Origin of the sequence: Corynebacterium endometrii (genome assembly GCF_004795735.1) — a bacterium.
Lineage (GTDB): Bacteria > Actinomycetota > Actinomycetes > Mycobacteriales > Mycobacteriaceae > Corynebacterium > Corynebacterium endometrii.
The window spans coordinates 1525688-1544235 of the sequence record NZ_CP039247.1; the positions used below are offsets into that span (position 1 = coordinate 1525688).

An 18548-nucleotide genomic window follows, 5' to 3' on the forward strand; every position below is an offset into this window, starting at 1 on the left:
CCTGTATTAAATGAATCGGGCCCGCTCCGCTACCCCATTGGGGTGCCCTGGGGCGGTTTACTCCACCAGGGTGGAAACAATCGCATACCCATCGCGTATTACCCAACGCCCGGTGATAAACGGCACGGGGGTGGGCCTGACCAACAGGTAGGAGATGAGCGTCCCGTCAGCGCGCAGATCGATTTCCGCCTCGCCGAAATCCAAGAACCTATGGGTCAAGGGAAACCAGGCCTTATAGGTGGCTTCCTTGGCGCAAAAGAGTATGCGGTCGGCGCAATCGATCCCCTCTTCACGCAGGCGTTCCAATTGTGGGCGCTCGCTGTTTCGCGCCACCATATCCAGGACCCCGTCCGGCAAGGGCCTCGCCGGCTCCGCATCGAGTCCCATCGATTTGATAGGACCGCTCGGCGCGGCCACCGCGGCCCGGAAGCCCTCCGTGTGTGTCATTGAACCCACGTACCCGCGCGGCCACAGGGGCATCCCCCTGTCACCTTTCAAAATGGGTTCGGAGCCCGTGTATCCCAACTCCGCCAGAGCTTGGTGTGCGCACCACCGCGCGTCACCGAACTCGGATTTGCGCAGTTCAACGCTGCGGGCCACGAGGGACTGCTCCAGTGGATGCAGGTGACTGTAATTGATAATGTCCGCTTCATCGGTATGGGTACGGACGTAGCAAAAACGAGCAGCATCAGGAAAAAGCTGATGATCAAGCATGCCAGGTCCTCCCGCCGACTGTGCGTTGTGGCGATTCCGCAGTCAAAACCGGGTACGGCCATGCCCGCTCTTCATCGCGCTCCTGCCACTCGGACGGATAGCCCAGGGAAGCCTCGATATGCGGCACCCCGTCCACAACCTCCACAGCGGGTATGTGAAGGTGGCCGTACACTACGGATTGCGCCTGGTAGCGTGTGGGCCACCCGCGCGTGTGACGCGTGCCGCACCATAATGAGATCTCCGGGTACCGCAGGCGCATGGTGGGCTCTTGGATTAAGGGCCAGTGATTAATGAGGACGGTAGGTCCGCTAATTCGCGACAGCCGCTTAATGGAATACGCCAGGCGGTCCCAGCACCAGGCGCGGATATCCACGAATGGGGCAATGGCGGCCTCATCGGTCATCATGATGGAGTTTTCCTCCGCCATGGAAAGGGCCTGCTCTACCGTGGTACCCGGCGGGCGGAAACTGTAGTCATACAGCGTAAAAAGCGGCACAACGGTCACGCCCGCGAATACCGGATACGGGTCTTCCGGGGTGATGATGCCCAGTTCTCGGCAGCCGGCAACCAGGGCATCGTACTTCTCCCGGCCGCGGTGGCGATCCTGCGAGCGGGAGAACAATTCATGGTTGCCGGGAACCCAAATAACCTGTGCGAAGCGTGCGTTTAGCTCCGCCAGCACTTCCAGGATCAGCTCCGTGCGCTCAGCCACGTCCCCTGCCACGATCAGCCAATCGGATGCGTCCTCAGGCTGGATCTCGTCTATCTTGGCCCGATTTTTCTTAGCCGCCGCATGCAAATCGGATACTGCCCATAGCGTGGTGGTCATGATTGGTCCTGCCTTCCGCGCGCGGGTGGCTCCTTCCCCGTAGCCTCACTTGCTTCCACGGGTTTGTCCACCACTGCCCACTTCATCGAGAGGAATCGGTAAATTACGGCTATCGTACGCAGGAAAATAAACGCCGCAAGGCCCATCCAGATGCCCGGCAGGCCGGCGCCCACGGCGTAGGCGATCCACACGCCCGGCACGAAACCAACGATGACAGAACCCACGGTAATGGTGCGCAGGAACGCCGCATCGCCGGCTCCCAAAAGCACGCCGTCTAGGGCAAAGAGCACGCCTCCAGCCACGACCATGACAACCATGATCCACCACGGCCAGGCCATGGCCTCTAGTACCGCCTCATCCGAAGTGAACAAGCGCGGGATGATACCGTTGCCCAGCACGAAGACCGACGCGAGACCGCCCGCGAAGACGGTGGAATACCACACGATCCGGTTGCCCACCGCGCGAGCATGACGCGCTGAACCCGCCCCCAGCGCGGAGCCGATGAGCGTCTGTGCCGCAATAGCCAGGGAATCCAATATCAAGGATAGGAAATTCCACAGCTGCAGCAGGACTTGGTGGGCCGCCAGCGAGGCGGTACCAAAGCGCGCGGCGACCGTTGCCGCGGATAGGAAAGCCACCTGGAAGCTTAGGGACCTGATGATGAGGTCACGGCCCATAACCAGCTGCTTTTTGATAACAGCCGGCTGGATCTTCCACGAGCCTTCATGCTCGCGGTACAGCTCCCACAGGAACAGCGAAGCGATGATCCCCATGCCCAGGACGTTGGCCCACGCCGATCCCGGCAGGCCCCACCAGTGCACAAAGAACGGCACAGCGATGGCGCCGGGGATTAGCCCCGCCAGCGTGAAAACGAGGGGCCTGCGCGTGTTTTGCACGCCGCGCATCCAGCCATTACCGGCCATTTCGATGAGCGTGAGTGGAATCGCTAACGCGGCAATGTTGAGCCACTGGGCGGCCATTGCACCCGTGCGCTCATCGCCGGCGAGCGCAACGGCAATAGTGTCGCTCAACAGCCACATCGCCAGTGCCAAAACGGTGCCCACAATGACGGCAACCCACGTTGCCTGCACGCCTTCGGCAACCGCTTCCCTTCGCTGGCCCGCTCCGTAAAGCCGCGCGGAGCGCGCGGTGGTTCCATAAGACAGGAAGGTCAGCTGTGTGGTTACTACAGACTGGATGGCCGCGGCGGCCCCCAATGAAGCTAACGCGGCGCCTCCCAACCGCCCCACCACTGCCGTATCCAGAAGCAGGTAGAGCGGCATTGCCGCAAGCACCCCCAAGGCCGGAATGGCCAGGGAGAAAATGGACCGCGCGTCAACCTCTTCGGCGCGGATCGAGCCGGATTGTTCCGCCTCATCGGGCGCGGACGGGAAAGACCTATTGCGCTGAGCCATTACAGCTGCGCTACCGCTTCCGTGATCTCATCAAGGATTTCCTCCGCCGTTCCGGACGTGGAGTATCCGGCCGCCGGGATATGTCCACCGCCACCCAGACTAATAGCTAGGTCCGCGCAGTTGAGTGTCGAAGAGCGCAGGGATACGGCCCAGTGGCCTGGGCTTTGTTCCTTGAAAACCACACCCATGTCGGTGCCCCGTAGCGCTCGCACGAAATCCACTAGGGATTCCACGGCGGATTCAGAGTGACCCCCAATATCGGTGAAGTGGCCGGTAAGCACCGCCATCGTGTATTTGCCGGCGGAAACCAGCTGCAAGCCGGCCAACACACGGCCGGTCATCTGCAGGTCATCGGCCGTCGTGGAATCCATCAGGTCCACAGCAATTTGCTTGGTATCGATGCCATACTGCATCAATCGGCCGGCAAACTCATGCATCTCCGGCCGGCCCCAGCGGAAACTACCCGTATCGGTGACAAGTCCCGCGTAAAGACAGTGGGCCAACTGCTTATCAACCTGGACATTCATCAGGTTGAATAGCTTCGCCAAGACTGAGGTGGTGGATTCGCAGCGGGCGTCCACCAGGTTGATGGTTCCAAAGCCTTCATTCGACGCGTGATGGTCGATGCAAATGACCTTTCCCTTGGCCACCTTGCGCTCAAGCTGTTGGGCGACGGACCCAGTGCGTGCCAGTGAGCCGCAATCAACGGTGACGTAGAGGTCGTAATCGGTCGGCAGCGAGTCGGCAAGGCGCACGTTGCCCGCGCGCGGGATAGTCAGCAAATTGTCCGACAAGGCCCGGTGCTGGCCCACGATTGACCGCACCTCCTTGCCCAGTTGGCGCATGCCAATGCATAGGGCTGTGGCGGAGCCAATGGCATCCGCATCAGGGCGAAGGTGCGTAACCACGCAAATCCGCTCCGCACCCAGCAGCGCGTCAGCTACAGCTTGATAATTATCCTGACTCACCGTTTCTACTCGCTCTCGGGGGCCGTCTTATAAGGGTTAGCGTCACCGGCGGGCTTCGCGCCCTCGCGTGCCTTCGCCAATTCCTCATCGCGCTTACGCGCCCGCTCCAGCAACTGCTCCATATGCGCGGAGGCCTCCGGGACGGTGTCTACCTCGAAAGATAGGGTTGGGGTAAAACGCACGGACAGCTGATCCCCCACTATCTTGCGCAGCTGGCCACGGGCGCGGTGAAGCGCCTCGGCCGCCTGGTCAAAATCGGGCTCATCGTTAATGTCATTGCCACGGACGGTGTAGTAGACCTTGGCATCGTGCAGGTCTCCAGTGACGCGGCAATCGGTAATGGTTACCAGCTCAAGGCGTCGGTCCTTGATCTCGCGTTCAATGGCCGCGGCAACGATTTCCTGAATGCGCTTGGCCATTCGGGCCGCGCGTGCATGATCAACCATGATTACCACCTTAAGTTGGTTTTAAGTAACAAGGCACCAGTCTATCCCAGAGAAAACGCCTAGGTAAAACCTAAGGCGCGGGATGCAAGAACGCTTTTGCGCTTGCATCCCGCGCCCGCGAGACTAAGAAAAGCCTTTTCCGGACCGGTTAGCCCGGTTTAGTCGCGAGGTACCTCTACCTCTTCGTAGACCTGGATGATGTCACCGATCTGAATGTCTGGGTAAGACAGGGTCATACCGCACTCGTAACCGGCAGCCATCTCGTTAACGTCATCCTTTTCGTGACGCAGGGATTCAATCTTCGCGTCGGAGGTGATGACGTTGCCGTCACGAACCAGGCGTGCCTTAGCGTTGCGCTTGACCTTGCCATCGGTAACCATGCAGCCCGCGATGGTACCAACGGCGGAGGACTTGAACAGCGCGCGGATTTCGGCGGCACCGGTATCGCGCTCCTCGAAGATTGGCTTGAGCATGCCCTTAAGAGCGGCCTCAACCTCTTCGATTGCACGGTAAATAACGGTGTAGTAGCGGATATCCACGCCCTCGGCGTTAGCCTCCTCAGTCGCCTTGCCCTCAGCGCGAACGTTGAAGGCGATGATGATGGCGTCGGAAGCGGCCGCCAGGGAGACGTTGGTCTGGGTTACGGCACCAACACCGCGGTCGATGATGTTGAGCTGAACCTCATCGTCGATCTCGATGTCCAGCAACGCGTCCTCGAGGGCCTCAACGGAACCGGCGTTGTCACCCTTAAGGATGAGGTTGAGGGTCGAGGTCTCCTTAAGGACCGCATCCAGATCCTCAAGGGAGACGCGCTTGCGTGCCTTGGCCTGAAGCGCGGAACGCTTGCGCGCGTCGCGCTGTGCCGCGATCTGGCGAGCCACTCGGTCGTCCTCGACAACGAGCAGGTTGTCGCCCGCGCCAGGTACGCCATTGAGGCCTTGAACCTGGACTGGGCGGGACGGACCGGCCTCTTCGACGTCCTGACCAAACTCATCAGTCATGCGGCGGACGCGGCCGTGCGCGTCGCCGACGACAATGGAATCGCCGACACGCAGGGTGCCGCGCTGGACAATAACGGTGGCCACAGGGCCACGGCCGCGGTCCAGGTGGGCCTCGATAGCCACGCCCTGGGCATCCATCTCCGGGTTGGCGGTCAGCTCGAGCGCCGCGTCGGCGGTCAGGATGACCGCCTCCAACAGGCCGTCGATGTTAATGCCCTGCTTAGCGGAGATGTCCACGAACATGGTCTCACCGCCGTACTCCTCAGGAACCAGGCCGTACTCGGTGAGCTGGCCACGGATCTTGTCTGGGGAAGCGCCAGGCTTATCGATCTTGTTCACAGCGACCACGACCGGGATGTCCGCAGCCTTGGCGTGGTTGATTGCCTCAACGGTCTGAGGCATCACGCCATCATCGGCGGCAACAACCAAGATCGCCAGGTCAGTGGACTTTGCACCACGGGCACGCATTGCGGTAAACGCCTCGTGACCTGGGGTATCCAGGAACGTGATGGTGCGCTCATCGCCACCAACCTCGACATCGACCTGGTATGCGCCGATGCCCTGGGTGATGCCACCGGCCTCGCCACTACCAACGTTGGTCTTACGGATGGTATCGAGCAGGCGGGTCTTACCGTGGTCGACGTGACCCATGACGGTAACGACCGGAGGACGGGACTCGAGGTTTTCTTCCCCGCCTTCATCCTCGCCGAACTGTAGGTCGAAGGACTCGAGCAGCTCGCGGTCCTCATCCTCTGGGGAGACAACCTCAACTTCGTAGTTGATTTCGGCGCCCAGAAGCTGCAGCGTTTCCTCGGAAACGGACGCGGTAGCGGTCACCATCTCACCAAGGTTGAACAGTGCCTGTACCAATGCCGCCGGATCCGCGCCGATCTTCTCAGCGAAGTCAGACAGGGACGCGCCGCGGCGCAGACGCACCTTGGAGCCGCCGCCGTCAGGCAGGCGTACGCCACCAATGACGTTAGGTGCCTGCATTGCCTCGTACTCATGGCGCTTCTGCCGCTTGGACTTCTTGCCCTTGCGTGGAGCGCCACCCGGACGGCCGAACGCGCCGGCGGTACCACCGCGGCGTCCGCCACGGCCACCGCCGCCTCCGCGGAAACCACCGCCGCCCGGGCCGCCCTGGCCTGGGCCGCCTGGGCGTCCGCCACGGCCGCGACCGCCGCCGCCCTGGTTTGCAGACTTGGAAGGCATTGCAGCCGGGTTTGGATGGGATGGCATCATTGCGGGGCTTGGGCGGCGTGCGCCGCCCTGACCGCCGTCGCCACGACCCTGGCCGCGGTTCTGACCACCCTGGCCACCGCGACCGCCCTGGCCACCGCGACCCTCGCCAGGCTTGCCGCCCGGTTTTCCGCCCTGTCGTGGGCCCTTGGAGCCGCCTGGGCGAGGTCCGGGACGGTCGCCCGCACCGGTAGAAAATGGGTTATTAGCAACGCGGCGGGTGCCGCCTGGCTTCGGCATGGAGCGTGGGGTTGGGGCCGGCTTGCCCTCCCCCTGGTTTGCCGGCTTCTCAGCGTTTTTATCCGCTGCCTTGCCTGGGCCCGGCTTAGGAGCACCTGGCTTCGGAGCCCCAGGCTTTGGCGCGCCCGGTTTAGGCGCGTCGTTAGCGGGCTTAGCTGCCTTCGCCGCCGCGGCATCCGCAGGCGATGGGGTTGCCGGCTGGGCCGGCTTTGGCTTGGCCGCACCAGGCTTCGGCGCCCCGGGTTTTGCCGCTTGCGGCTGAGCGGCAGACTTAGCGGCCTGTGGTTTGGCGGCCTTGCCTGACTTTTGATTATTGGCAGCCTGAGGCGCTTCCCCAGCCTGCGAAGCGGCATCCGCGCCGCCGTTCTTTTCCTCGTAGTAGGAACGCATCTTCTTCACCACCGGTGGTTCGATGGTGGAAGAAGCGGTCTTCACAAACTCGCCCTGTTCCTTCAGGGTTGCGAGTAGTTCCTTGCTGGTTACGCCGAGCTGCTTAGCCAGCTCGTGAACACGTAGCTTTCCGGGCACTTGTCTCCTTGTAGTTGGTCTAGGAGCCAGCGGCGCTCGAATAAGCTTCCGCTGCTCCTAGTGATTGATAGTGACTTTCATCGCTGATGCTTCATCGTTGTGCGCTCATCAGTGTTCGGTCTTCCTTTTATCTCTAGGCTCGAGGGAGTGATAACCCTCACCCGCGTTCCCGGTTGGCCAGGGTCTTACCGGCCTCCAGAAACTCACGAACATGACCTGTGTCCAACGGGGTGGACACGCGGAGCGCGCGCGCAAATGCACGACGCTTCTCCGCCAGCTCGTATGCAGCAAGGTCCGGGTAAATCCAGGCTCCCCGCCCAGGGAGCCGGCGGTCCGGATCGGCCACGACGGTTCGGCGCTCCGGGTCATCAGGACTGATAACCACGCGGAGCAACTCATCATCGGGGCGCTTGGAACGCGTCGCGATACAGGTACGGTAGCGAATGTTGGTCATAACCATTCAACTCCTTACCCGCGGCGCAGCACACATGTAGTGCACGTTAACGCCACCGTCTTGAATGAGACATCAAGCCTTACAACGCGGTCCCATCTGCATATGGGCCACCGATCAGTGTACGTCAAAAAAGGCTGATTGTGTATTCCAGCCCGGTTGCACACAGTTCCGTGGCCGGTTTGCTTCAAAGCCTCCTCCCGGTCCCCTCCTCCCCGGCGGCAAGCCAAAGGCCCAGCACTCGGGACTGGCCTTCCCCCGCCAAGGGGACGGCGGGCCGAGTCCTCCGAATAGCGCTGGGCCTTCGCCCCCAGACAAGAGGGGCAGAATAGGACTGAGTTTAGGACAGCTCCCGCGGCAGTTCGTCAGCGTCAGAATGGATATCGATCTTCCATCCCGTCAAGCGGGCGGCGAGACGCGCATTCTGACCCTCCTTGCCGATGGCCAGCGACAATTGGTAATCGGGCACGGTCACGCGCGCAACCTGCGCGTCCTGGTCAATGATGTCAACGCGGACAACCTTGGAGGGCGCCAACGCGTTGCCTACGTACACGGCCGGATCCTCATTGAAATCGATGATGTCAATCTTTTCCCCGCCTAGCGCGGACATAATGTTATTTACGCGCTGGCCGCGAGGACCGATGCATGCGCCCTTGGCATTAAGCCCCTTGGCGTGGCCAATGACCGAGACCTTGGAACGGTGGCCGGCCTCACGGGCGATGGAAACCAGCTCAACAGAGCCTTCCTCAACCTCAGGGATTTCCAGCTCGAACAGCCCCCGCACCAGTTCAGGGTGGGTGCGGGAGAGGTTGATCTGAAGCTTCGCGCCGTTGCGGGTAACCCCAACCACGTACGCCTTCACGCGGTCGCCGTGCTTAAGCTTTTCGCCTGGAATCTGTTCCGCGGGAAGGATGATTCCATCCTGGGAATCGTGCTCAGTACCCAGCTGGACCACGACTATGCCACGCTCATTCGCGTACACGTCGCGCTGAACGATGCCGGAGACTACCTTGCCCTGCAACTCCGCATACTCGCCGAAGGCCTTCTCCGCCTCGGCCTCACGCAGGCGCTTGACAATCGCATCACGCACAGCTTGGCCGCCGATACGCGAAAAGTTCTCTGGGGTGTCATCAAACTCGTCGATGACTTCACCGGTTTCTGGGTCTATCTCAGAAACAATGACATTGACCTGACCAGTTTTATCGTCAATATCCACACGGGACTTAGAGCTCTCCGACGGGGCGGAGTCACGGTAATCCAGGTAGGAAAAGAGCAGAGCTCCCGCGATGGCCTTGAGCAATTCCGCAACTGGCACCTCGCGCTCGGCCTCAATATTGCGCAGTGCTGCAAGATCAATATTCACTTGTTTAATCCTCTCGACGAGCCAAGTATTCCTTGGCCACTAGGTTGAAGTCTTGTGCTGCCACCTCAGCCTCGGCGGCCGGGGGTTGGGAGAACTCAATTTCTACCACCGCGCGGGCGATATTTTCCAATCGGCTCTGCCGAACAATAATATCCCTCTTCTCGCTGCGGATGAGGGTAACTGATTGCTCATCATCACTCAGGGCTCCAATGCGCCACAAGGTGGGCTTATTCTCTTCGCCAACGTGTTCCACCGCAACGGCCCGGCCGCGATTCCTACGCCAGTGACGTGGAGCGGTCAGTGGCAGATCCACGCCCGGAGTTGAGACCTCTAACGTGTAGCCCGCGCCAAAGTTCAACTCGCCGGCCGCCTCCTTCGCGTCGAAGAAAGCCCCAATTTCACCGCTTAGGCGTTCGAGGTCATCCGACGATGGGCGTGATTCAGAATCCAGCCGGATGATGACTTGTGATTTCTTGCCGGCTTTGGTGGTTTTGACGTCTTCCACGTCAATTCCTTGCGGGGACAGTAGCCCCTCCAGCAGTTGATGGAGTTGTTGTGATTCTGGGAATGCCATGCGCCTAACAATAGTGCCTAACTAAACAACGCGATCAAGCAACGCGGTACAGTCTGATCCGTGAATCGCAGCAAGAACATTTTTACCCTGTCCGCCTGTGTGGCACTCATCCCGGCCCTAACCGGTTGCGGCGTTGCCGATTTTGCGGCAGAGGCCCTAGGTCCAAAGCCGGACCAGGCGTTAGTCAATCTTGCTTACTACGCCGAGGATAACGCCGCCGGGAAGTGGCCCAAGGAGGTCACCTCTCTTTTGGCTAAGCACTCGGGCGAACTCTTTGCCGAAATCGAGCGCGTGTGCGGCGTGCGCGAGGATGGCACACCCCTGCCATCATGCGCCAGTGACAAGATGGAACCGGAACCAACCACTGGATTACCGCTAGACGTGCTTATAGATAACGCGCAGGATGCGCCCGAGGAATCCCGCCCACTCCTAGCCACCCAGGCAGCGGATCTAGCCCATGCGCAGCCGTCCGAGCTCGCCGGGGTTAACGCACCGGTGCTCGAGGGCGACTCGCCGCTCATCGAACAGGCCTCGAAGCTACTGGAATGGGAGTACGCCCATGTCTACGGCTTGGATTTTGCCCGCGCTTTCGTGCCAACCGAGCAGATTCCCGCGCTCGATGAGGCGATCGCCTCCGCGGAGGGGCGCATCGGTCAATTGCAGGCCGCGTTGGCGAACGCAGAATCCGCCCCCGCGGAACTTCCGGCCTACACGTCTCAGGGTCGCGACATGCCTATAGATTCCGCCTCCGCGGCCGCTTTCGTTAACGAGTCCCTATCCGCCGAAGCAACATTCTGGCGTGAGCAACTTGCCCTGGCGATGGGGAGTTCCAACACTTCAAGCCGTATAGACACGGTGTCTCAATTCAACCCCGAATGGGTTAAGTGGGTTGCCAAAGTAGCTGGCATGACAACTGTCCACTAGGGTCCAAGGAATGACCGCTCAAAAAATGCGCGTGAATCGTTGGATTGCGCTTATTATCCTTCTTTTGGGTTGCGCCGCCATGGCACTGCCCGGAGTTGAAAAACCAGACACCACTACCGCTACGTTGCCGAGCGACGCCGAATCCACCGTTACGGCCAACCTCCAGGCACAAATTTCTGAGGAAAACTCTGACGGCGGAAAATCGGCCCAACCAGCCATAGTCTTGTTCGAGCTGGAAGAGGACGGTGCCACGCTTGGACGTGAGCAGCTCGGCGAGTTGCAGGGGATCGCCGAAGAACTCGGCGGGCCGCTCATCCCTAATGAGGAGCTCAATGCGGCCATGGTGCCGGTCCAGATCGAGTCCACCGGCTATAACGAGAATAAGAACAAGGTCATGGACCTTCGCGATTCCGCCACGGAACAGGCCCCCGAGGGCATGAGGGCGCAGGTCACCGGCCCGGCCGCCATCCAGGCCGATTTGTCAAACGTGTTCTCCGGCGCCAACTTCATCTTGCTGGGCGTGACCGCGGCAATCGTTGCCGTACTGCTGATTATCACCTACCGCTCCCCCGTCCTGTGGCTCATCCCGCTCATTGTCATCGCGGTAGCAGACCGCGCGGCGGCAATCCTGTTTACCTACGTGCTGGATGCCGCGGGCATCCCATGGGACGATTCCACCGCGGGCATCCTGTCCGTTCTGGTCTTTGGCGCAGGCACCAACTATGCGCTGCTGCTCATCTCCCGTTACCGCGATGAGCTTACGGGCACCGATGACCGCTTCGAGGCAATGTCCCGCGCGTGGCTTCCAACCTTGAAGACCGTCACCGCATCGGCCGCCACCGTAATCATCGGCGTGCTGTGCTTGCTCGCGTCCTCCGTGGGAACCACCAAGGGTCTCGGCCTGGCTTCGGCGGCCGGCATCGTGGTGGCTTGGGTATTCGCCCTATTCTGCCTCCCGGGCATCCTTGTCCTGTTCGACCGCTGGATCTTCTGGCCCAAGAAGCCCGTCGCCGGCGAAGAACCGGACCACAAGCTATGGGACAAGGTGGGTGGCTTTGTGCGCCGCAAGCCTTTGCCAATCGCGATTGTTTCCCTGGTCATTCTTGGCCTGTCCTCTATCGGTTACTTCCAGTCCTCAACCGGCCTAAACCAGGCGGATCAGTTCCTGGATACCCCTGAGTCCATCACCGCCGCAGAGGACCTTGGTAACCGTTTCCCAGAACAATCCGCAACCCCAGCACTGGTGGCAACCACTGATCCTGAATCCACCACCGCCGCCATCGAGGCGATGGGCGGCACCCCGCAGCCGCAGGGCGAAACAGAGTACGCCCCTGCAGATCAGGACCCCGCGCAGTGGACCCTGCTCCAGGTCAATGGCCTCAATTTCCAGGAGCTTCGCTCCGAATTCGCCGGTGAGAATGTGTTCATCGGTGGCCAGGACGCCCAGCTCTTCGATGCTGAGGAAGCCGCCGCCGATGACCGCCAGGTCATCTTCCCACTGGTGCTTGGCCTAGTCTTCATCGCCTTGCTGGTCTTGCTCCGCGCGTTCGTGGCACCGGTCATCATGGTTGCTTCCGTCCTGCTGACCAACGTCGCGGCCCTGGGCCTGAGCTGGTGGATTTCCACCTCCCTCCTGGGTTTCGAGCGCTTCGATTCGCTGACCCCCCTCTATGCCTTCGTGTTCTTGGTGGCGCTGGGTATTGACTACACCATCTTCCTGGTCACCCGCGCCCGCGAAGAAGCTGGGAAGCAGGGCACCAAGGAGGGAATCCTTACCGCGCTGTCTGCAACCGGCGGTGTGATCACCTCCGCGGGTATCCTGCTGGCGGCCGTATTCGCCGCCCTGGGCGTCCTGCCTTTGGTGGTCATGGCGCAGCTGGGCATCACCGTATTCATCGGTGTGCTGCTGGATACGCTCATCGTCCGCACCATCTTAGTGCCTTCGCTCGTCCAGCTTTTGGGCGAGAAGTTCTGGTGGCCGGCAAAGCCAGCCAAGGACACCCCGGCCGATGCCGCCGCGGCGGGCCGCGGTGAGTACGTGAACGCGGCTGGGGTTCGGGTGAGCAAGTAACCCTCACTAAAGTATCCAAGCGCTTCTTGGATTAGGAACGCTGCTAAACGCCGGCGCCATTGCGGCCGCCGGCGTTTTGTGTTTTAGTCCGCTTCCTCCACAGGCCTTACCCCGCGCCACACCTCTGAGCCCTAAGCGGCATTGTTTAAGCCCGGCCTCCGGCCACCGCGGCGGTACCGACCTTATTCGTCCGCGTGGCCCCAACGTCCCTATCGAGGCGCCCAATGAAACGTCCCCGCCCTAACTAGAAACACCTAACTAGAGGCAACCGGGGGCTATGGCGCCGCAACATCAAGTCATGGTGCGGGCAAGGGCCCAGCAACGGGCCTAACCCCAGCACGCCGAACCAAAAAGCCACCCTGGGCCCCGCAAATAATTGATGCGGGGCCCAGGGTGGCTGTCAGCCGCGCGGATTAATCGCGCAGGAGCTCGAGGAGCTTGTCTACGATCTGCTCGGCGGGAACCTCGAGGGTCTCCCCGCCGCGGATGCGCAGCTCAATGATCCCATCCGCGAAGGAGCGGCCCAAGATGGCCACAAAAGGCATGCCCAAAAGCTCAGCATCCTTGAACTTAACGCCGGGGCTCATCTTCGGGCGGTCATCGAAGAGGACCTCCACGCCAGCGGCATCGAGGTCAGCGACCAGCTTGTCACCGGCCTCAATTGCGGCGGCATCCTTATTGGCCACGACAACGTGTACCTGGTAGGGCGCAACTGCAACCGGCCAGTTCAGGCCCTTGTCATCATGGCGCTGTTCCGCCAGAACGGCCATCATGCGGGAAATACCGATGCCGTAGGAGCCCATGGTTGGAACCGCGCGCTTGCCGTTTTCATCAAGGATCTGAACGTCCATAGCCTCGGTGTACTTGCGGCCCAGCTGGAAGATGTGGCCAAGCTCAATGCCGCGAGCCAGGCTTAAGGTGCCGTGCCCCTCGGGAGCCTCATCGCCTTCTAGAATCTCCGCCGCCTCGACGTAACCATCGACGGTGAAGTCACGGCCGGCAACGCAGCCCACCACGTGGCGGTTCTTAGCGTCGGCGCCGGTAATCCAGGAGGAACCATTGACCACGCGTGGGTCCGCGTACACGCGCACTCCGTTGGCGTTGAGCGCGCGAGGGCCAACGTAACCCTTGATCAGGAAGTCGGAGGAGGCAAAGTCCTCCTCGGACGCAAGCTCAAACGTGGCGGGTTCCAGGGAAGCCTCCAGGCGCTTTTCATCCAGGGCACGATCGCCCGGAATGAGCACGGCGGCTAGGGCGGTCTGCTCGATCGGCTCCTTCTCCCCTTCCGGTACTACCTGCTCCGTCACCTTGATCATCATGCACTTCAGGGTGTCGGAGCCTTCAACCGGACGGCCATCGATGGTGATGCCCTTAGACCGCGCCCATTCGACCAAGGCCTCGATGGTTTCTGAATCGGGGGTTTCATATTCTTGCGCCTCAGGCAGGCCCGTGGCGTCGATCTCGGCGGGAACCGGGGTCTTGACGGCCTCAACGTTGGCCGCGTACTCGCCGTCGGAGGAAACGACGAAGGTATCTTCTCCGTTTTCGGAATGAGCCAAGAATTCCTCGGACGCGGAGCCTCCCATTGCGCCGGAGGTTGCCTGGCAGATGGAGTACTTGATGCCCAACCGGTCAAAGATCGCCTGGTATGCCTTGCGGTGGCGCGCATAGGACTCATCGAGGCCCTCGTCAGACATATCGAAGGAGTAGGAATCCTTCATGACAAACTCGCGGCCGCGCAGGATGCCAGCGCGCGGGCGTGCCTCGTCGCGGTACTTGGTCTGGATTTGGTACAGGGTTACCGGGAAATCCTTATAGGAGTTGTACAGGTCTTTAACGGCCTGGGTGAACATCTCCTCGTGCGTCGGGCCAAGCAGGTAATCGGCGCCCTTGCGGTCGTTGAGGCGGAAGAGTTCCTGGCCGTACTCATTCCAGCGGTTGGTAAGTTCATACGGCTCACGCGGAAGCAGCGCGGGGAACAGCAGTTCCTGCCCACCAATCGCATTCATCTCTTCACGCACTACGCCTTCAAGCTTGCGCAGCGTGCGCAGGCCCAGAGGCAACCACGAGTAAATGCCGGGCGCCGCGCGGCGCACGTAGCCGGCCCGAACCAGCAGCTTGTGGCTAGGAACTTCAGCATCGGCAGGGTCCTCACGCAGGGTGCGCAGGAATAGCTCAGAAAGACGTGTAATCATGGTGTAAAAATATACCCCCTACAGCCGTGCCGGTTACTCTTGGGGGATGCTCATTATTCTTCCCCCGTCGGAAACCAAGGCCCATGGCGGCGATGGCGCACCGCTTGACTACACCACACTGTCATTCACGGAGCTCACGGACATCCGCAAGGATATCGCCGCTGACCTGCAGGCACTGGATGTGGATGAAGCGTTGGCAGCTTTAAAACTCTCAGAGAAACTGCGCCCGGAGGCGGAAAGCAACCAGTCCCTCGAGGCATCCCCCACCATGCCCGCAATCTACCGGTACACGGGCGTGTTGTATGACGCCCTGGACGCCCCGTCCTTGCCGCGCGAAGCGCTTGAACGGCTCGCGGTAGGTTCCGCGCTCTTTGGTGTAGTCCGCGCCACGGATCCCATTCCGCATTACCGCCTGTCCGGTGGTTCCAAGTTGCCCGCGCGCGACGGTTCGCCCACCCCCACCATGAAGAAGCGCTGGGGTACGGCAATTACCGATGCATTGACCAACGTTTGCGACGGAGAAGGCGAACTCATTATTGACTTGCGTTCCGGCACGTACCAGACCCTCGGCAAGGTCAAGGACGCCGTGACGGTGCGCGTGGAGGCCATTCAGCCCGACGGCTCCCGCAAAGTAGTCTCACACTTTAACAAGCACTACAAAGGTGAGCTTGCCCGCGTGCTGGCCTTATCCGGCGAGGACGCGCACAGCATTGAGGACGTCGAGGCCATTGCTACTTCCGCAGGCATGACGGTGGAAGGCCCCAAGGCGGGCTCCCTGGAGCTGACTTTGGTGGTAACCCCTTAGAAAACGCCAGCCTTAATTTCAGGGATACTCTGGACGTACTGACACAAATTTTCATCTATCCTTAAGGGCATGCCAAAGAAACTTGCAATTGGTTGCGCAGGGTTCACACTCATCGCCGCCATCATCGCCGTAGCGGCCGTGTATTTCTACGGCCCCATCTATGGCCCCAACGTCGTGGGAAAGCCTGTCTTCCTGACCAAGCCATCCCCCACTACGTACGTGGAGTCCGTACTTCGCGTAGCGGACCAGAAGGCAATTCACCGCAACTCACCGGACTATGCCCCGGCGCGCCGGGCCGCGCTCGACGCGGCAGAAAACGCCCAATCTTATGAGGATATTTACGGCCCGCTTGACGCGGCATTGAAGGCCGCGGGCGGCAAGCATTCTGGCATTTCCTCCCCACACCAATTGGCTGAGTCGGAGGAGAAAAGCCCGGCACAGTCTCCATCAGTCAACGCTCAGAACTCTATTGTGACGGTTACCGTGCCCGCACTTGATGGTTTTTCCAGTGATGGCCCTGCCTACGCGGAAACGCTAGCCCGCGGGCTTGACGATGAGCTGCACGCCGGGGCGTGCGGTGTAATTGTGGATCTGCGCGGCAATACCGGTGGCGATATGGGGCCAATGCTGGCCGGGCTTTCGCCCATCCTTGCCGACGGCACCGCCATGGAGTTCTACGGCGGCGAAGGCAACATCAGCCAGGTAACTGTATCTGGAGGTTCGGTGACCGGCGGCGGTTCCCCGACCGAAGTAACAGGTATTTCTAAGCACAACGTACCCGTAGCGCTACTGACCGATAATCTGACCGCAAGTTCCGCCGAAGCGGTACTAGTATCTTTCGCCGGGCTGGATAACGCCCAGTCCTTTGGCACCCCTACCGCCGGTTATGCCTCCGCGAACCAAGCCTTCGAGATGCCGGATGGTGCCGTAGTCCGCATCACCACGCTCCAATATCGGGACCGCACCGGTCACGTGTACGAGGAAGCGCCCATCACCCCTGACGTAGAGACCACCGAAGCAGAAAAAGAAGCCCGTGCTTGGCTCAACGGCCAGTGCACGAGCTAAATATCAAGCCCGCGCAAGACTTACTCATTGCCTTCATACACCGCGATAAAACGGCCCACTACGCCGCCCTGATGCGGCTTGTCAATCGCATCTGGGATTTCAGCGTGGTTGATGGCATTCGCTGTCCTTAGAGAAGGAAGCATTTACTTCCCACCGTACGGAAAAGTGGGACCCCGCGACTGCCCGTCCTTCACCATTGGCCTAGGTGCCCTATCCCAGGACAGGGTTATACAGCAGCGAGTTGCGCTCGAGGCGGCACTCCGTAGCCACGCGTATTCCGCTAGCTACACTGCCTTCATCTCGCAGCATGTACAGCTTGTCCACGATGCGGTCACGCAGGTCCCAAGGGGAAATGGTGTTGATGTAGATCTTGGTTCCGCCCTCGAAACCGGCCAGCGTTGAGATGCGCAGCTTAATCATTACCCGCCAAGGCTGGGACACGTCCACCACTGGCGCCTTGTGGTGCCATTCCTCATTGCATGGAACATCTGGCCCAACCGCGGCGTGTGCAGCATGGACTAAGTCAGAAACGCCCCGGATTTCTTCCGGGCTCTGCAGCCATGGTTCGCACTGGGCGGATTTAGAGAAGACTTCTAGTGTTGGATATCGGTGTCCAAACCCGGCGAAGAGCACCGCGTGCTCGTTTTCGGCGATAACTAGGTTCCGGGATGCGGCGTAGTCCACTCCCCACTCGTTGTACATATTGGGGTTATGCCGCAGCATTTGCACCTCGCGAGTAGAGGCCATGCCACGGTCATCAACGGCCACGAGCTGCTTGTGCAGGTGCTCAAAGGATGCTCCGGCCGGCTTGAGCCAGTTTTGGAACGCCGCAACGTACGAGGCATAGCGGTTGCGCTCATACAAGTCCCGAATGGAATCCACCGTAAAGCCGATGAGCAGCGCATGCTCATCCGGGCTAAGGGTGCCGGAGGATGCAAGCTGGGAAGAGTTAGTTGCCCCTTCTACAAAGTGACGGGAGCTAATGATGATGTCATGGCCACCGCCAAAGAAGTTATCCGCCTGTTCAAGCAGCTGCTCTTCGGACACCTCCGGATCAAGTTGTGCCGCCTTGCGCTTGAATTTCACGGTGTCTAGCACGTGTTTGCGCCCCTGCGGATCGGCCATGTACCCCTCCATGCGCAAACGGGACGGTTCATCCATATCGTAGCCGTAGTTCGCGTGCCAATACTCGTAGGACAGGATTTCAAAAAGGTTGGGAACCCGCCTAAATAATGGCGTCGTGGCATGGAGCTGACCTACCTGAACCCCGCGCAGGATGGTTCCATCCTCTAGAATCCGGGATTTCTCCGGCGGGGTTTCCATGAGGCGCTCACTGCAAAATGCGCAGGTGTGCTTATTAGCGTCGGCGTCAAGCTCTTGCGGGGCTTCCCCTGGCTGGGACAGTGGACGGTTGCCTCTGCCCGGAACGGTCCATACCTCCGTGCCGGAGAATGGATTGACCTGTTTTACTGTGCCATCGGCCATGGTTTGGATTGGCTCAATACGGCTAAACAGCTGTTCACTCATAGTCCCCGATCCTATCCCTTTGCCCTCATGCGGGCATATTCACCCGCCCCTAAACTGCCCGCCCCCGTATCCACTTCGCTCCTCCCAAACGGTCTTCAAGAAGCACCAACTGGCAAGCGGCGCTTCGGTTCAGCCCCACTCGCTGAAGGAGACAAGGCGCCCTCACATTTTTGAGCTGGTGGCTATTTTCCAT

Annotated in this window: 16 protein-coding genes; 4 read left to right on the top strand and 12 right to left on the bottom strand. The window is 60.6% G+C overall.

Features of this window, described 5'->3' with window-relative positions; genetic code table 11:
• Positions 1-57: 57 nt before the first annotated feature.
• From CENDO_RS06890 to rimP, 9 genes are all read right to left on the bottom strand, one after another.
• Positions 58-714: a 4'-phosphopantetheinyl transferase family protein gene (locus CENDO_RS06890; RefSeq protein ID WP_136141375.1), complete on the bottom strand. Its 657-nt coding sequence runs from the start codon at positions 712-714 to the stop codon at positions 58-60.
• Positions 707-1543: a metallophosphoesterase family protein gene (locus tag CENDO_RS06895; protein ID WP_136141376.1), complete on the bottom strand. Its 837-nt coding sequence runs from the start codon at positions 1541-1543 to the stop codon at positions 707-709. The genes CENDO_RS06890 and CENDO_RS06895 overlap by 8 nt, the downstream gene beginning before the upstream one ends.
• Entirely contained in the window at positions 1540-2826 is a 1287-nt protein-coding gene (locus tag CENDO_RS06900; RefSeq protein WP_246014443.1) for an MATE family efflux transporter, read from the bottom strand. The genes CENDO_RS06895 and CENDO_RS06900 overlap by 4 nt, the downstream gene beginning before the upstream one ends.
• A gap of 131 nt (positions 2827-2957) precedes the next feature.
• Complete coding sequence (locus CENDO_RS06905; RefSeq protein ID WP_136141378.1) at positions 2958-3926, bottom strand: DHH family phosphoesterase; 969 nt, start codon at positions 3924-3926, stop codon at positions 2958-2960.
• Between the two features lie 5 nt (positions 3927-3931).
• A complete protein-coding gene (gene rbfA / locus CENDO_RS06910; protein WP_136141379.1) occupies positions 3932-4372 on the bottom strand; it encodes a 30S ribosome-binding factor RbfA in 441 nt (146 codons plus the stop codon).
• A gap of 158 nt (positions 4373-4530) precedes the next feature.
• Positions 4531-7380 (bottom strand): translation initiation factor IF-2, encoded by a 2850-nt coding sequence (gene infB / locus CENDO_RS06915; RefSeq protein ID WP_136141380.1) that lies wholly within the window; start codon positions 7378-7380, stop codon positions 4531-4533.
• 157 nt (positions 7381-7537) lie between these two features.
• Positions 7538-7834 (bottom strand): YlxR family protein, encoded by a 297-nt coding sequence (locus CENDO_RS06920; RefSeq protein ID WP_136141381.1) that lies wholly within the window; start codon positions 7832-7834, stop codon positions 7538-7540.
• A 337-nt stretch (positions 7835-8171) separates the two neighbouring features.
• Positions 8172-9194 carry a transcription termination factor NusA gene (gene nusA / locus CENDO_RS06925; RefSeq protein ID WP_136141382.1) on the bottom strand — a complete coding sequence of 341 codons (1023 nt, stop codon included), beginning with the start codon at positions 9192-9194 and terminating at the stop codon, positions 8172-8174.
• A 4-nt stretch (positions 9195-9198) separates the two neighbouring features.
• Positions 9199-9768: a ribosome maturation factor RimP gene (rimP, locus tag CENDO_RS06930; protein ID WP_136141383.1), complete on the bottom strand. Its 570-nt coding sequence runs from the start codon at positions 9766-9768 to the stop codon at positions 9199-9201.
• A 60-nt stretch (positions 9769-9828) separates the two neighbouring features.
• Here rimP and CENDO_RS06935 point away from each other — a divergent pair, with 60 nt between their 5' ends.
• Together CENDO_RS06935 and CENDO_RS06940 are read left to right on the top strand one after the other, a co-directional pair.
• Positions 9829-10692, top strand: coding sequence for a hypothetical protein (locus CENDO_RS06935; protein ID WP_136141384.1), 864 nt, complete (start codon positions 9829-9831; stop codon positions 10690-10692).
• Between the two features lie 25 nt (positions 10693-10717).
• Positions 10718-12763: an MMPL family transporter gene (locus CENDO_RS06940; RefSeq protein ID WP_246014204.1), complete on the top strand. Its 2046-nt coding sequence runs from the start codon at positions 10718-10720 to the stop codon at positions 12761-12763.
• A gap of 413 nt (positions 12764-13176) precedes the next feature.
• Here CENDO_RS06940 and CENDO_RS06945 read toward each other — a convergent pair whose 3' ends face one another.
• Entirely contained in the window at positions 13177-14958 is a 1782-nt protein-coding gene (locus tag CENDO_RS06945) for a proline--tRNA ligase (RefSeq protein WP_136141386.1), read from the bottom strand.
• A 46-nt stretch (positions 14959-15004) separates the two neighbouring features.
• Here CENDO_RS06945 and yaaA point away from each other — a divergent pair, with 46 nt between their 5' ends.
• A complete protein-coding gene (yaaA, locus tag CENDO_RS06950; protein ID WP_136141387.1) occupies positions 15005-15763 on the top strand; it encodes a peroxide stress protein YaaA in 759 nt (252 codons plus the stop codon).
• 69 nt (positions 15764-15832) lie between these two features.
• Entirely contained in the window at positions 15833-16828 is a 996-nt protein-coding gene (locus CENDO_RS06955; RefSeq protein ID WP_136141388.1) for a S41 family peptidase, read from the top strand.
• A gap of 20 nt (positions 16829-16848) precedes the next feature.
• Here the strand turns inward: CENDO_RS06955 and CENDO_RS11345 are convergent, their stop codons facing one another.
• Both CENDO_RS11345 and CENDO_RS06965 read right to left on the bottom strand, forming a co-directional pair.
• The gene (locus CENDO_RS11345; protein WP_281276119.1) at positions 16849-16971 is read right to left on the bottom strand and encodes a hypothetical protein; all 123 of its coding nucleotides are present in this window, start codon (positions 16969-16971) and stop codon (positions 16849-16851) included.
• 67 nt (positions 16972-17038) lie between these two features.
• Positions 17039-18355 (bottom strand): DUF4921 family protein, encoded by a 1317-nt coding sequence (locus CENDO_RS06965; protein ID WP_210726521.1) that lies wholly within the window; start codon positions 18353-18355, stop codon positions 17039-17041.
• Positions 18356-18548: the final 193 nt, after the last annotated feature.